The following is a 14125-nucleotide window of genomic DNA, read 5'->3' on the forward strand; positions in this document are numbered from 1 at the left end:
TGGCGCCAAGATGGCACTACGCCTCATGCCGTTTTAAGCGGATAAAGTGCTTAGCTGATATGAAATGGATCTATGCGCCGAAGAACGACGGCTCTAAGGTTGAATCTGTAAGAAGCTGCTGCCGGGTTTTGCTGGAGCGGTTGTAAGAAAAGTTTCACGCCAGGTCGCGATACTGGATCAACCGGTACGCATTTGACGTTCAGGAATAACAACAAAAGGCAGTCAGCCATGTTCAAACATTCGAAAGTACGTCAGGCGGGACTTATTCTGTTCGCCACCACACTGATTCTGATCTTGCCCAATTTAACCAAGGTTATCGGGTGACGACTCGACCTAATTATTCCGTGCGCACACAGCATCGGGATTACAGCGTTTGGCAGCACCTGCCGGGGCATTGCGTATAGCCGTCCTGTTGCAGGGGCTGTCTTTTTGCGCGCGGATTTGCGCTATCGTAGTTCTCCCGTCCCCTCGAAACGGCCTGCCCTTTGAAATCGATCCTCGCCTTGCTCGCGCTGTTGCTGACCCTGCCCGCTTCGGCGGCGCAACTGACCATCGAACTGGACCACGCCAGCAAGACTTGGCAGACGGCGGAGCTACTCAAGCACCCGGATGCGCGGACGGTGCAGATCGTCGATGACGTTTCCTACAAACGCACCATGACCTACCGCGCAGTGCCCTTGGCGAGTCTCCTACCGGGCCTGAAACCTGCGAGCCATGTGCAAGCGGTGGCCCTCGACGGTTTTGCCGCCGAACTCGCCGTCGCGCCACTGTTGGAAAACACCGGCGCTCGCGCCTGGCTGGCGGTGGAAGACCCGGCCCATCCATGGCCTGCGCTGGGAGACGGCAAACCGAGCGCGGGGCCGTTCTACCTGGTGTGGACCCACCCGCAGGCCGGGCATATCAGTCCGGAACAGTGGCCGTTTCAGATATCCAGCATCAAGCAGCTGCAGACCGTTGCCGAGCGCTTTCCGGCGCTGCTGCCTGATCCGAAACTGGCCGCAAATAGCCCGATCAACCAAGGCTTCGCGGTGTTCCAGAAAAATTGCCTGGCCTGCCACCGCCTAAACGGGGCGGGCGATGCGCAGATGGGGCCAGACTTGAATATCCCGTACAGCCCTACCGAGTATTTCGGTGGTGATTTTCTCAAGCGTTACATTCGTGACCCGCAGAGCCTGCGACGTTGGCCGCAGGCGAAGATGCCGGCGTTCTCGGCCAGTGTTTTGCCGGACCATGAGTTGGATTTGCTGGTGGGGTATTTGCAGCATATGGCGGGGCGCAAACAGCAGCCCTGAGGCTCGCGCAGATCAGAAGTGGGAGGGGGCTTGCTCCCGATAGCAGTGTGTCAGTCAGCTTATCGGTAACTGACACACCGCCATCGGGAGCAAGCCCCCTCCCACATTTTGGATTGAGTACAGTTAGTCGGCCCGGCGCACGGCCATGCCGCATTGCAAAACCTCCTGAAACAACACAGCCTGCCTCCCACACTGGGTGTGAGTTGTAGTTAAGATTATTGCTGCTGTACGGAAACCACCGGGGTCGGCGCGACAAACACCTTGGCATGCATCTGCTCATGCCCTCCCCCACGGCGCATGCCCCGCACCGGGCAGGCGTCCAGGTAGTCCAGGCCCACGGCGAGTTTCAGGTGCCGCTCCGGCCGGGCCAATTGGTTGGTCACGTCAAAACTGTACCAGGCGTTATCCAGCCAGGCTTCGGCCCAGGCGTGGCTGGCCAGGTGCGTGCTGTCTTCGGTGTACAGATACCCTGAGACGTATCGCGCCGGAATCCCCAGGCTGCGCGCACAGGCCAGGAACGCGTGGGTATGGTCCTGGCACACGCCCGCGCGGCCGGCGAAGGCCTCGGCAGCGCAGGTGTCGACGTCCGTGGCGCCCGGCGTGTAGGCCATCGATTGGTTCAGCGCCTGCATCAGGTCGATCAGTGCCGTGCGGTCGCGACGCTGGTGGCAGTGTTGCTGGGCAAAACCGCGCAGGGCTTCGTCGGGCTCGGTCAGGCGCGTGCCGCGCAGGAACGGAAAGGCCGACTGGCTCTCGTGTTCAGCCTCACTCAATTCATCGATATCCACCTGGCCACGGGCGCCGATGATGATGGCGTCGTGAGGTTCGTCCAGGGTCAGCACATGCAGGATGTTGCCGAATGGGTCCACTTGCGCCCGCACGGGGCGCGGTAGGTCAAGCTGCCAGCTCAACACACGCTGACGCTCGCTGTCGTGGGGCGTCAGGCGCAGATATTGGATGCTGGCCCGCACTTGGTCTTCGTAGTGGTAGGTGGTTTCGTGGCTGATGGAGAGTCTCATGCCGCCTCCAGGTAGGAGCTGTAGATGGCGTCGCCCAACTGGCGGACCAAGGGGATAAAGTCGGTCAGCCAGGCGTGCAGGCCTTCCTCGAGGATTTCATCGATGGCGGTAAAGCGCAGGCGCGCGTCCATCTCGGCAGCCAAGCGCTGGGCCGGGCGACCGTTGAGGCCCGGCAGGCTGGCGAGGATCTGGTCGATCTCTTCGCTGCAAGCCCGTAGCGAGCGCGGAACATCAGCGCGCAGGAGCAACAGTTCGGCGACTTGTCGGGCGCCCGGCGCATCCCGATAGATCTCTGTATAGGCCTCGAACGACGACAATGCCCGCAGCAACGCACTCCATTGATAGTAGGCGTGGGCCGTGCCATCGCTGACCGTTGCAGCCTGATCGCCGGCCATTTCATAACGCGCGTCCAGCAGGCGCAGGGTGTTGTCGGCGCGCTCGATGAAGGTGCCCAGGCGGATAAAGCGAAACGCATCGTTACGCATGATGGTGCCGTAGGTGGCGCCGCGGAACAGGTGCGAGCGCTCCTTGACCCATTCGCAAAACCGGCTCATGCCGTAGCGGCTCAAGCCTTGTTGGGCGATATCGCGAATATCCAGCCAGGTAGCGTTGATGTTTTCCCACATGTCGGCGGTAATTCGCCCACGTACTGCATGGGCGCTGGCCCGTGCGGCGCCAAGGCAGCTGTAGATGCTGGCCGGGTTGGCAGCGTCCAGGGCGAAAAAGTGCAGCAGGCGTTCGGCATGCAGTTCACCGTGGCGCTCGTGGTAGTCCTCCAGGGTGCCGGTGATCAACAGCGGCATGGCCAATTCGTGCAGGCCGTCGCCGCGCCCGTCCTGAGGCATCAGCGACAGCGAATAACTGACATCGAGCATGCGCGCGAGGTTTTCCGCGCGCTCCAGGTAGCGCGACATCCAATACAAATCCGAGGCAGTTCTACTCAACATCTGTCAATCCTCGACCACCCAGGTGTCTTTGGTGCCGCCGCCCTGGGACGAGTTGACCACCAGCGAACCTTCGCGCAGCGCCACCCGGGTCAGGCCACCGGGCACCACGCGGGTTTCCTTGCCCGACAGCACGAACGGGCGCAGGTCGATATGCCGCGGGGCAATGCCGTTTTCGACGAACGTCGGGCAGGTGGACAAACACAGGGTTGGCTGGGCGATGTAGGCGTGGGGCTTGGCCTTGATGCGTGCGCGGAAGGCTTCGATTTCCGCCGCCGTGGACGCCGGGCCCACCAGCATGCCGTAGCCGCCAGAGCCTTGGGTTTCCTTGACCACCAACTCGGGCAGGTTGGCCAGTACGTGGGACAATTCGTCGGGCTTACGGCATTGAAACGTCGGAACGTTCTGCAGGATCGGTTCTTCATCCAGGTAAAAGCGGATCATCTCGGTAACGAATGGGTACACAGACTTGTCATCCGCCACCCCGGTGCCGATGGCGTTGGCCAGCACCACGTTGCCCGAGCGGTAGGCGGCAAGCAGGCCCGGTACGCCGAGCATCGACGCCGGATTGAAAGCCAGCGGGTCGAGAAACGCGTCGTCGAGACGGCGATAAATCACGTCCACCGCTTTGGGGCCGTCGGTGGTGCGCATGAACACGCGGTCATCACGCACGAACAAATCGGCGCCTTCCACCAACTCCACGCCCATTTCCCGGGCGAGGAAGGCATGTTCAAAGAACGCACTGTTGAAACGCCCAGGGGTCAGCACTACCACGCTGGGGTTATCCAGGGGGCTGGAACTCTTCAGGGTGTCGAGCAACAGGTTGGGGTAATGGTCGATCGGCGCGATGCGCTGGGCCGCGAACAGCTCGGGAAACAGGCGCATCATCATCTTGCGGTCTTCAAGCATGTAGCTGACGCCGCTCGGCGTACGCAAGTTGTCCTCCAGCACGTAGTAAGTGCCGTCGCCATCGCGTACGAGGTCTACCCCGGAAACGTGGGAATACAGGTCACGGTGCAGGTCCAGGCCCTGCATTGCCAACTGGTATTGCTCGTTGGCCAGTACCTGTTCGGCGGGGATGATCCCGGCCTTGATGATGCGTTGTTCGTGGTAAAGGTCAGCGAGGAACATGTTCAACGCCTTGACCCGCTGGATGCAGCCGCGCTCGACCATGTGCCATTCGCTCGCCGGGATGCTGCGGGGGATGGTGTCGAAGGGGATCAAGCGCTCAGTCCCTTGCTCGTCGCCATACAGCGTGAAGGTGATTCCGGCACGGTGGAACAGCAAATCGGCCTCGCGTCGACGCTGGGCCAGCAGTTCGGCAGGGGTGTCGGCCAGCCAACGGGCGAACTCGCGGTAATGGGGACGAACCTGCCCTGCCCCATCGTACATTTCATCGTAATAAGTGCGGATCATGCCGTACTCCTTGTCACCCGGACGACAGACCCTTCGCAAGGCCCGTGCCAGCGGCATAAACACTTTCAAATCAAAGGATTGGATAAACCCCGAATTCCCCTCGCACCGTCCTGGTGCGCGAAATGACAGCAGCCCTGCCACACGCCTCATCGTAATGCGGCGTTGGACTATCAACAGCATAGTCAGCGTTGATTTCATTGCCCGCGCACTTCTGCGGATAATCGCGCCCATCAGCTGAACAGGACATGTCCTACAGCTAGCCCCTTTGCACAACCAGTAACGTGCCGGCTCGTGTGATCGGCTCCTCGATCTTCCCCTTCAGCCACCCTTTCGGGTGGCTTTTTTTTGCGTGCAGGAAAGTGCACGTTCCGAACATGTTTGCCGAGCCCAAACAAAATCGGCCGACCCAAAAGGTCAGCCGATACGCTGTGTTGCTCATAAACGCTACATGGGTAACCCACGCACCTCCTGCTTGACGCCCCAGCCTTCGATAATTCCTCCCAACGGCTCCACCACTGCCTCAAAGTCCTGCTCGAAGTCTCCTATGCCGTCGTACGTTGCAGACATGATTTTGCTCAGTTCCAGGTACCAGGCACCGTCGTCGCGGGCGCTGACCTGGGCGTTCAGGGATTCTCCGCGAAATCGACCCGCAGCCCTGCGCGCCCGGTCTTCATCCGGGAAAATCGCGTAGAACTCGATGGGGTGAAAACGTGAAAAGTCAAAGCCGCCTTCTTTCATGCGGCGCAGAACGTTGGTGCTGATGTCTTCTTGATAGGCTGTGCTCATGAAACGTCCTCCTCAGACTGATGGATAGACTTTCCGTGCTTCCTGAAACCCGCGCGCTGCTGGCGCGGGCACCACGGCAATAACGACACCGCAGGAAAACAAGCATGTAGCTGACAAGACCAGACCTTAGCGATTCATTCGCTGATCTCGATTGCAGAGTAACGCGAAGCTATCACCTCTACCAGAGGTGCATGGATCGCTTACAGGGAATATTCAGGCGCAGGGTTCGACCTTGAGGTCTTTGATACCATTTTGATCGTGCAAGCTCTTGACCGTGGGATCAGGGACACGATCGGCAAGATCGTTGAGGTCCAACTTTTCCAATACCGGCGACACACGCACGCGCACCAGCTGTGCAGCTTCTTCCAGCGTCGGCTCATGATCGCAGTCAAACTGCTCGACTACCGGTTCGCCACGGTCATTGATGAAAGAAATGTTCCACTTCGGCATCGGTGCCTCCTCGATAAAACCCATGTGTAGGCTCACATCTATCTGGACCTTGAGGCTTCACCAAACGTTCCACTCAAGGCAGGAGGCACCGGATCAGGCGCGTTTACTTCTCGGCGTGTTCCTTCAGCGCTTTGAGCGTCTTGAACGGTGCTTCTACCACGAACTTGTTGGCCAACCACGACGGCACGCTGCCGCCGGGCTCGGTGTGCACCTGGTAGGTCACTTCGGTCTCGTTGGCGCCTTTGGGCACCAGCTTCCAGAAACCTTCCACCTGGGCGACCCGGACATAGCCTTTTTCTTCCGGCTTGTACGTCGGCACCCCTTGCAACGTTCGGGTAACGCTACCGTCAGCGGCCTTTGTGGTGGTGACATGGATATACGAGTCGCGGTCCGTCACAGGGAACGGTGCCTTGAACTGGGTGTAGGTCCAGGCCTCATCGCCTTTCTTGTCGACCAGTTTCTGGGATTTGCACTCATGGATCCACGCGCAAGCGCCAGCGACATCTTCCTGCAGGGCCTGGATCTTCGCCACGGGCGCCTTGATCAGAGCCACACCGCGATACGCCTTGTACTTGGAGCCGGCGACTTCGCTCAGGGACACCTTGATGCCGTCCTCATTCTTGGCGTCTTGCCAATCCTCAGCCTGGGCAGCGCCCGCGAACATCATCGTAAAACCGCATACCACAGCCATTCGTTTCAGCGAACCCATCGTTGTATTCCTTGTTGTTGAAGTTCCGATAGTAAAGCCCATCAAGCCGCCGTCATCTGCTCCCACCAACCGATCAGGCGGATCGCATCGGCCTGGTCGTTGCCGCAGACTTCGATATCTGCCTTGAAATCACTGCACACCGCTGGCCGCTCCGGTTGGCCGAACAGTTGGCATAGCTGTTCGACCGACAAGTGCAGGCAGCGTTCGCCCGCAGGTTTGCCGTGGGGCATTCCCGGTAGGGGCGAACTGATGGAGGGGGCGATGCAGCAAGCGCCACAGCCTTCACGGCATTTCATGACCAACAGGTCCTCGACGACTCAATGGGATGGCCGGGCTAGAGTACGCCCTTAAACAGCCGTTTTAAAATGGTCCAACAAGGGTTTTTCGTACAAAACAGAAGTGACCGACCAGTCTACGACCGGTGGTCAGTGGAGCGGCTCACGGATGATCGTGGGTTTATTGCTTGAATTCAAAATCCAGCGCGGCACCTTCCACGTCACGTCGTTCTTCGTTGCGCAACTGCAGCTTCATCTCGTTGCTGAGCAAGCGGCCGTTGATCTGGAACGCGCTGTTGTCGGACGGTTTTTCACTGAACATCGGCGGCAATAACGGCACGCTCTTGGGTTTGGGCATGGTGCCGATGGGTTGCAACAGCCTGACCATGTCCGAGGGCAGGGACAGGTCCAACTGTGCCGGTGGCAGCTTGGTCTGGGCGACTTCGTGGGCAGACTTGGACTTGCTCGCAATCGGTGCGCGCTTCTTTACCTTGGCGGTTTTTTTCTTCGCCTGCGCTGCCGGCTTTTTCGCAGCGGCCTTCTGCTCGGCGCTTGCAGCAGGCTTGGCGTCTGTCACAGGCGCGGCCGCCAGCGCAGTGCCGACGTTGCAGAGACTTATCAAGCCAACCATCCAGACAGCGCGAAAAATAGAGGTCATATCGCCAACAGCATTAACGGCAGAAGGCCATATGCTCGCTTGTTGTGCGTGGCATGACAAGCACAGAGATCAATCTTGTCCCCTTTTATGCCCCTCAAAGGCCCGCTGCCGTCTCCTGGCATAACTGGCTGGCAAGCATCCCCAGGGTCATCAGCGCACGCTCTGCCTCGCGGTTCCACGGGGTGCCGCAATTGAGACGGATACAGTGGTTGAACTGTTCCGTATTACTGAAGATCAGCCCCGGCGCGATACTGATGCCCTGTTGCAGGGCACGCACATGCAGTTCCTGGGTATTGACCCGTCCCGGCAAACTGACCCACAAAATGAAGCCGCCGGTCGGACGGGTCATCTGAGTGCCTTCGGGGAAATATTGCTGCACCGCCAGTTGGAAAGCGCTGAGGTTTTTGCGGTATTCCTGGCGAATGTAACGCAGGTGCCGGTCGTAACCACCGTTCTCCAGGTACGCCGCAACGCCCATCTGTGTGACGCTGCACGCAGAGTGGGTACTGAACATCTGCAAACGCTGGATTTCCTGCTGGTACTTACCGGCGATCATCCAGCCGATGCGCACGCCGGGGGATAAGGTCTTGGAAAAACTCGAGCAATAGATGACCCGGTCAAGACGGTCATAGGCTTTCAAAGCCTTGGTGCGGCCCAGTTCGAACATCAGCTCGCCGTAGATATCATCCTCGACGATTTGAATATCGAAATCCGAGGCCAGGCGCAGCAACTGTTTCTGCCGCTCTTCGGGCATGGTGCCGCCCAAGGGGTTGCTCAGGCGGGTGGTCAATACCAGCGCCTTGATCGACCACTGGTTGGCAGCCAGTTGCAGGGCCTCCAGGCTCATGCCGGTGGCCGGGTCGCTGGGAATCTCGATGACCTTGAGGCCGAGCAGGTCGGCCAGTTGCAGCAAGCCATAGTAGGTGGGTGACTCAGCGGCGATCAGGTCGCCAGGGCGCGTCAGCACGCGCAGGGACATCTGTAATGCATCGACGCAGCCGTGGGTAATCACCACTTCGGACGGGTCTACCACCACGCCGGCATCGCGCATGCGAATCGCCACCTGGCGGCGCAGCGGCTCGAAACCGGGACTGAACATGTAGCTGAAGGCGCGCGGGCTCTGGAAGCGCGTGACCTTGGCCAACTGCTGATGCAACGCCCGGACCGGCAGGTAATCCACGCTCGGCACCGCTGCCCCCAGAGGGAATACACCTTCACGGCGCGACTCGACCAGCACTTGCTGGATGATACTGCTGCGGGTGACCAACCCTGGGCGTTCAACCCGCGCGATGTCCGGCGTTGGTGCCGTGAGTGCCGGTGTCTGGTGCACGTAATAGCCCGACTGCGGCCGCGCCCGGATCAGCCCCTGGTCTTCCAGGTTGGCGTAGGCCTGCAGCACCGTGGCATGGCTCACGTTGAGCTGGGAGCTCATCTTGCGCACCGAAGGCACACGCTCCCCCGGCTGATACACACCGCGCCGGATGTCCTCAGCCAGTTGCTGGGCGATACGTTGGTAGAGCAACAGATTGGTCATGACGCAGCACTCGATTTCACGGGTATTTTATTTTTGTGTGAAACATACCGGCACAGTTTAGAAGTGTACGGGGACAGTTGCCACAATAGTCGAGCGCGGGCGGGAGTGACAGAAAAAACTGTAAGGGTTGTGAACAGAGTTTTCAGGTGTATACAGAAAAATGTGGGAGGGGGCTTGCCCCCGATAGCCATAGGTATCTACACAACTTTGGCGTAGCCCTGAACCTGTGGCGAGGGAGCTTGCTCCCGTGGCGACCTGGCGGCCTATAGCTATCTGACTGATGCCGCGCGATCCAAATGTGGGAGGGGCGGTGCGACGATTCGACTTGCCCCCGATGGCGGCCTGACAGCCGACCAGGATGTTGGATCAGAGCGAGTACATATCCGTTGCTGCGGTAACGGCGGCTTAGGGTTCCGCCCTTACGGCGTCTCACTTTTGAAAAGCGCAAAAGTAAGCAAAACGCTCTTGCCCCACCACTCGGCACCTCGCTTAGGCTCGGTGTGCCCGTAATCCGACAGTGATTTGGGGGGCCGCCGCCACGCGCCATCCATGGCGCGGGGCGGCTAAACCGGCATCCCTGCCGGTCTACCCCCCAAATCACTATCGGATTCCGGCCAGCGTGGTTTAACGGGGCGCCTAGATCAAAAGCAAGATCAAGAGCGGCTCGCTTCGCATCGTGGTTACTTAGGCTGCTACAAAGTTGTGTAGATACCTATGCCCCGATGACGGCGTGTCAGTCACCGAACATATTGACTGAACCACCGCTATCGGGAGCAAGCCCCCTCCCACATTTTGAGTTGCGCCAGACTTCAGCGAGCGGCGCCGAGTTGGCCTTTTTCGTCGGAGAACACAATTTCCACGCGACGGTTCTGCGCGCGGCCACGTTCGGACGCATTGGCCTCCACGGGGTATTTGTCGCCATACCCTTCAACCTGAATGCGTTTTTCGTCGATGCCCAGGTCAATCAGCACATCCGCCACCGATTGCGCGCGGTCATGGGACAGGTTCAGGTTGTCGTGCTCGCCCCCGGTGTTGTCGGTGTAGCCCTCGATGCGCACCGTGCGCCTGGGGTTCAGTTGCAGGAACTGCACGATCTTCAACACCGTGCGGTTGGCCGAGTTCTGCAGCTCGGCTTCGCCGGTATCGAAGAGTACGTCGCCCAGGGTCATCACCAGGCCACGGTCGGTCTGGGTGGTCAGGCTGGCGATTTGCTGTTCGACCCACTTGCCCTGCTGCTGCACGCTGGCCAGCTTGCTCTCACGCAAGGCCAGTTGCAGGCGTTGGCGCTCCAACTCGAGTTTGGCCAGGCGCTCGGCGTTAAGTCCCTGCTCGGTGTGTTCATGGGCAATGGCACTGTAGCGTTGGCTCAGGTAGGCGTAATGCACCACGTCGGCGCCGCTGCCCCAGTAGCTGGACAGGCGATCGGCACGCGCCAGGGACTCACCGGCGCGGATTACATCCTTGGGCGCGAAACGCAATACATTGGCGTCTTCCTTGACCCGCTGAAAGTCACTGCTGGCCTGTTGCAGTGCCTGCTCGCCAGTGGGCTGGCTGGCGCAACCGCCCAACGCTACGCTGCTCAGCAGCAATACAGCGCTCAAACCACGCATCGTCGGGCTCATTGGGCTTCTCCCAGCTGCAACTGCTTGCGCAGGCGGGCGATGCGGGTGTTGACCACGTTCAATTGCTCCTGGCTCTTGCCGGTCAGCACCTTGGCTTCGGCCAGGCGCGCATCCAGCTCAGCCTGTTCGGCCCGCATGCGCGCGTGTTTGTAGGACTGGTCGGCCATGTCGGCCTTGGCTCTGGCAAATTTGTCTTCGGCTTGTTTCAGCTCGGTCGATTCATCGGCATTGGCGCCGACCGCGCTGGCTTGCTCCAGGGCTTGCTGGGTCAGGCGCATTTGTTCGGTCGGCGCAGGATCGGTGGCGCATCCCGCCAGAGCGACAACGGCAAAGGCCGCGAAAAGAGGTCGAAGAGTCACTGAAAATCCCTACTTTGTTGGGGTGCCGACGGCTTGTTGCAATTGCGCCTTCCAGCGCTCGAGATTGCGCTGCAACGCGGTTTCCGCCACACCGGACGCGGGCAATTCTGTCATCTTTTTGGCCAGCTGTCCGCGCAGCCACGGATCATTGCAGGCGGAATTGTGGGAAATCGCCAGGTACAGGCCGGGCTGATCGATCGGTATGTCGCGCGCCACCAGGTCATCGCTCATACCCAGGCTCTGGGCCATGGCCATGCCGGAATAGCGGCTGGCGAGCACATAGTCCACCTCCCCCAGCAACAGTTTCTGGAACGCCGGCGTCAGGCCAGGCAGACGCTGCAGGGTCAATTGCTGGCTGGCAACAGTTTCGAACCCGGCACTCAAGCGCGCGCGCTCCGATACGGCCCCCTTGTAGCCCTGCAAGTCGGCAGCGGTGCTATAGATCAAAGACGAGTCCTTGCGCGTCCAGACCAGGTAATCGATCTGCATCAAGGCCGGGTGTATGTAGTCGAGGGTTTGCAACTCGCCGAGGTTCAACGGCGCATCGGCGAGCATATCCATGCGTCCGCTGCGCACTTCATCCAGAGCCAGGGAGCGCTTGCCGCCGTAAAGCAGGTCGATTTTCAGGCCGAGGTCCGTGGCCACCTGTTGCAACACATCGGCGGTGGCGCCGATCAGGTGGGTCGGGTCCTGCGGGTCGCGCCACAGCAAGGGCGGTGCATCCGGGCTGCCGGTGATCACCAGGCGCTCGCATTTGCCCGCCGCCAGCGACAACGTCGGCAGCAGCACAAGGCCCAGCAGGATCAAAGGACGCAATTGCATGGCGAGGTGCTCCCACACGTCAAAAAAAACCCGGTCACAAGACCGGGCTCTTTATAAGTGAAGCGACTGGATTAGACCAGCTTCTCCAACTCGGGGATGGCTTCGAACAAGTCCGCCACCAGGCCGTAATCAGCCACCTGGAAGATCGGTGCTTCTTCGTCCTTGTTGATCGCAACGATCACCTTGGAGTCTTTCATACCGGCCAAATGCTGGATCGCGCCGGAGATACCGACAGCGATGTACAGCTGCGGCGCAACGATCTTGCCGGTCTGGCCGACCTGCATGTCGTTGGGTACGAAACCTGCGTCGACGGCCGCGCGCGAGGCGCCGACCGCTGCACCCAGCTTGTCGGCCAGGGCGTACAGGTGCTTGAAGTTGTCACCGTTCTGCATGCCACGACCGCCGGAAACGACGATCTTGGCAGCCGTCAACTCTGGGCGATCCGACTTGGCCAGCTCTTCGCCGACAAAGCTGGAAGTGCCAACGTCGTGGGCTGCGGCAACCGCTTCAACCGATGCCGAACCACCTTCAGCGGCAACCGGATCGAAACCGGTAGCACGTACGGTGATGACTTTGATCGCAGCGTTGGACTGTACGGTAGCGATGGCGTTACCGGCGTAGATCGGGCGCTTGAAGGTGTCGGCGCTTTCAACCGAGATGATCTCGGAGATCTGGTCAACGTCCAGCTGCGCGGCAACGCGTGGCAGGATGTTTTTGCCGTTGGACGTGGCGGCGGCCAGGATGTGGCTGTAGCCAGCGCCCAGCTCTGCAACCAGAGGGGCAACGTTTTCCGGTAGCTGATGCGCGTAGGCTGCATTGTCAGCGTTCAGGACTTTGCTCACACCGGCGATTTTCGCAGCGGCTTCAGCCACGGCGCCAGCGCCCTGACCTGCTACCAGTACGTGGATGTCGCCACCGATTTTAACGGCTGCGGCCACGGTGTTCAGGGTGGCCGGAGCCAGCACTTTGTTGTCGTGTTCTGCGATTACCAAGATAGTCATGGTTAGATTACCTTCGCTTCGTTTTTCAGTTTCTCGACCAGTTCAGCCACCGACTTGACCTTAATGCCCGCGCTGCGTGCAGCCGGCGCTTCAACCTTGATGGTCTTGTTGGTAGAGGCGGTGGAAACGCCCAAAGCGTCTGGAGTCAGCACTTCAAGAGGCTTCTTCTTGGCTTTCATGATGTTTGGCAGGGACGCATAGCGCGGCTCGTTCAAACGCAGGTCGGTGGTGACGATGGCCGGCAGGTTCAGGGAAACCGTCTGCGCGCCGCCGTCGATTTCACGGGTCACAGCAACCTTGTCGCCGCTCACTTCCACTTTGGAAGCGAAGGTGCCCTGGCCGTAACCGGTCAGTGCAGCCAGCATCTGGCCGGTCTGATTGTTGTCGCTGTCGATCGCTTGTTTGCCAAGGATCACCAGCTGAGGCTGTTCCTTGTCGACAACGGCCTTGAGCAACTTGGCCACGGCCAGGGAGGTCAGCTCTTCAGCGGACTCGACCAGGATGGCGCGGTCGGCGCCCAGTGCCAGGGCGGTACGCAACTGTTCCTGGGCAGTGGTCGGGCCGATGGAAACCACGACGATCTCGGTCGCCACGCCTTTCTCTTTCAGGCGTACGGCTTCTTCCACGGCGATTTCACAGAATGGGTTCATCGACATCTTGACGTTAGCCAGGTCGACGCCGGAATTGTCCGCCTTGACGCGAACTTTCACGTTGTAATCGACAACGCGTTTGACAGCTACAAGAACCTTCATGGATTCCTCGTTACTCTCCGGTGAAAAGAAAGTCGCCTAGGCAAGCCTGGCGGTTGATGCTCATCGGCACACAAGGGCACCTCCAAAAACGTCAGCGGATGACTCGGCGATGGGAAAATGATGACCGTTCGTCAGGGGTGACTGAGAAGTCATTCTTTATCGCAGTGTGTAAACTGCGCGCCAGCATACGGCGCGCGTCATCTGTCTTGCTTTTGGACGTGCTCTTGAAACCTGCACTCTGCCTACGGTAAGCGCAAAACCGACCGTATATTGACCGGAACGCCTATTCTGGTCAATACGGCAAAATGGTCAGTCATAAGCCGCGTTGCTTTGATTTACCTAGGCTGTGGGCAATTCAAACAAACGTTTGTATTGGACGCTGCCAGTGGTGTAGATATAATGCGCCACCTAGAGAGAAAGGTGGGTCTTGCCGTTGCTGCAGGGCCGTACCGAACCTCCACCCATTAGAAAAAAAGCCTGTTGAGC

Annotated in this window: 15 protein-coding genes; 1 reads left to right on the top strand and 14 read right to left on the bottom strand. The window is 59.7% G+C overall.

Features of this window, described 5'->3' with window-relative positions; genetic code table 11:
- Positions 1-485 precede the first annotated feature (485 nt).
- Entirely contained in the window at positions 486-1292 is an 807-nt protein-coding gene (locus tag C4J84_RS18750) for a cytochrome c (RefSeq protein WP_124371549.1), read from the top strand.
- Positions 1293-1507: 215 nt separating this feature from the next.
- Here C4J84_RS18750 and C4J84_RS18755 read toward each other — a convergent pair whose 3' ends face one another.
- The 14 genes from C4J84_RS18755 to C4J84_RS18820 all read right to left on the bottom strand — a co-directional run bounded on the left by C4J84_RS18755 (position 1508) and on the right by C4J84_RS18820 (position 13639).
- The gene (locus tag C4J84_RS18755; protein WP_124363974.1) at positions 1508-2311 is read right to left on the bottom strand and encodes a transglutaminase family protein; all 804 of its coding nucleotides are present in this window, start codon (positions 2309-2311) and stop codon (positions 1508-1510) included.
- Positions 2308-3258, bottom strand: a complete 951-nt coding sequence (locus C4J84_RS18760) for an alpha-E domain-containing protein (protein ID WP_124363975.1) — start codon at positions 3256-3258, stop codon at positions 2308-2310. The genes C4J84_RS18755 and C4J84_RS18760 overlap by 4 nt, the downstream gene beginning before the upstream one ends.
- Before the next feature lie 3 nt (positions 3259-3261).
- The gene (locus tag C4J84_RS18765) at positions 3262-4671 is read right to left on the bottom strand and encodes a circularly permuted type 2 ATP-grasp protein (RefSeq protein WP_124367993.1); all 1410 of its coding nucleotides are present in this window, start codon (positions 4669-4671) and stop codon (positions 3262-3264) included.
- A 444-nt stretch (positions 4672-5115) separates the two neighbouring features.
- Positions 5116-5457 (bottom strand): ribonuclease E inhibitor RraB, encoded by a 342-nt coding sequence (locus C4J84_RS18770; RefSeq protein WP_124435927.1) that lies wholly within the window; start codon positions 5455-5457, stop codon positions 5116-5118.
- A gap of 213 nt (positions 5458-5670) precedes the next feature.
- Positions 5671-5931 carry a hypothetical protein gene (locus tag C4J84_RS18775; RefSeq protein ID WP_124363977.1) on the bottom strand — a complete coding sequence of 87 codons (261 nt, stop codon included), beginning with the start codon at positions 5929-5931 and terminating at the stop codon, positions 5671-5673.
- 79 nt (positions 5932-6010) lie between these two features.
- Positions 6011-6616 (bottom strand): START domain-containing protein, encoded by a 606-nt coding sequence (locus tag C4J84_RS18780; protein ID WP_124435928.1) that lies wholly within the window; start codon positions 6614-6616, stop codon positions 6011-6013.
- A gap of 41 nt (positions 6617-6657) precedes the next feature.
- The gene (locus C4J84_RS18785; RefSeq protein ID WP_124410570.1) at positions 6658-6912 is read right to left on the bottom strand and encodes a YkgJ family cysteine cluster protein; all 255 of its coding nucleotides are present in this window, start codon (positions 6910-6912) and stop codon (positions 6658-6660) included.
- A gap of 160 nt (positions 6913-7072) precedes the next feature.
- Complete coding sequence (locus C4J84_RS18790; protein WP_124404995.1) at positions 7073-7549, bottom strand: translation initiation factor 2; 477 nt, start codon at positions 7547-7549, stop codon at positions 7073-7075.
- Positions 7550-7643: 94 nt separating this feature from the next.
- Complete coding sequence (locus C4J84_RS18795) at positions 7644-9083, bottom strand: PLP-dependent aminotransferase family protein (protein WP_124363981.1); 1440 nt, start codon at positions 9081-9083, stop codon at positions 7644-7646.
- 809 nt (positions 9084-9892) lie between these two features.
- Positions 9893-10705: an OmpA family protein gene (locus tag C4J84_RS18800; protein ID WP_124430274.1), complete on the bottom strand. Its 813-nt coding sequence runs from the start codon at positions 10703-10705 to the stop codon at positions 9893-9895.
- Positions 10702-11064 carry a DUF4398 domain-containing protein gene (locus C4J84_RS18805; RefSeq protein ID WP_124435929.1) on the bottom strand — a complete coding sequence of 121 codons (363 nt, stop codon included), beginning with the start codon at positions 11062-11064 and terminating at the stop codon, positions 10702-10704. The genes C4J84_RS18800 and C4J84_RS18805 overlap by 4 nt, the downstream gene beginning before the upstream one ends.
- 9 nt (positions 11065-11073) lie before the next feature.
- Positions 11074-11886, bottom strand: coding sequence for an ABC transporter substrate-binding protein (locus tag C4J84_RS18810; RefSeq protein WP_124435930.1), 813 nt, complete (start codon positions 11884-11886; stop codon positions 11074-11076).
- A gap of 71 nt (positions 11887-11957) precedes the next feature.
- Complete coding sequence (locus C4J84_RS18815; RefSeq protein WP_124435931.1) at positions 11958-12887, bottom strand: electron transfer flavoprotein subunit alpha/FixB family protein; 930 nt, start codon at positions 12885-12887, stop codon at positions 11958-11960.
- A 2-nt stretch (positions 12888-12889) separates the two neighbouring features.
- Positions 12890-13639, bottom strand: a complete 750-nt coding sequence (locus tag C4J84_RS18820) for an electron transfer flavoprotein subunit beta/FixA family protein (RefSeq protein WP_124368003.1) — start codon at positions 13637-13639, stop codon at positions 12890-12892.
- Positions 13640-14125: the final 486 nt, after the last annotated feature.

The sequence above is a fragment of the Pseudomonas sp. R11-23-07 genome, assembly GCF_003852295.1.
Taxonomy (GTDB): domain Bacteria; phylum Pseudomonadota; class Gammaproteobacteria; order Pseudomonadales; family Pseudomonadaceae; genus Aquipseudomonas.